The following is a 439-nucleotide window of genomic DNA, read 5'->3' as shown; positions in this document are numbered from 1 at the left end:
ATAATACCGTGCGCTGCATTATGCTTGCTTCCAGCGAAGGACTCTGCAGAGATATGGAAGTAACGGCCACCGGTTCGGGAATCAGGGTTCCTGTCGGCGAGCAGACACTGGGACGCCTTTTTAACGTCCTGGGTGAGACAATTGACAACGGCGAACCGTTAAAGGAAGGCGAGAAATGGGTCATCCACAGGGATCCGCCGTCATTTGAGGAACAGAGCCCGGTAGCGGAGATCCTGGAGACGGGAATCAAGGTTATCGACCTTCTGGCCCCCTATGCGAAGGGCGGAAAGATCGGTCTGTTTGGAGGCGCCGGTGTAGGCAAGACGGTCCTCATTCAGGAGCTGATTCATAACATTGCCACAGAGCATGGCGGATATTCCATCTTTACCGGTGTTGGAGAGCGTTCCCGTGAAGGAAATGACTTATGGACCGAGATGGG

At 54.2% G+C, this 439-nt stretch carries 1 protein-coding gene; it reads left to right on the top strand.

The genetic code is table 11. From position 1 onward, the window contains the following. Positions 1-439 (top strand): F0F1 ATP synthase subunit beta (locus NE664_14170; GenBank protein MCQ4727781.1); only part of this gene is annotated, 439 nt, incomplete at both ends.

Origin of the sequence: Anaerotignum faecicola (assembly GCA_024460105.1) — a bacterium.
Lineage (GTDB): Bacteria > Bacillota > Clostridia > Lachnospirales > Anaerotignaceae > JANFXS01.
Note: the sequence above shows the minus strand (reverse complement) of the source record. Positions and strands in the feature narration are given on the sequence as shown.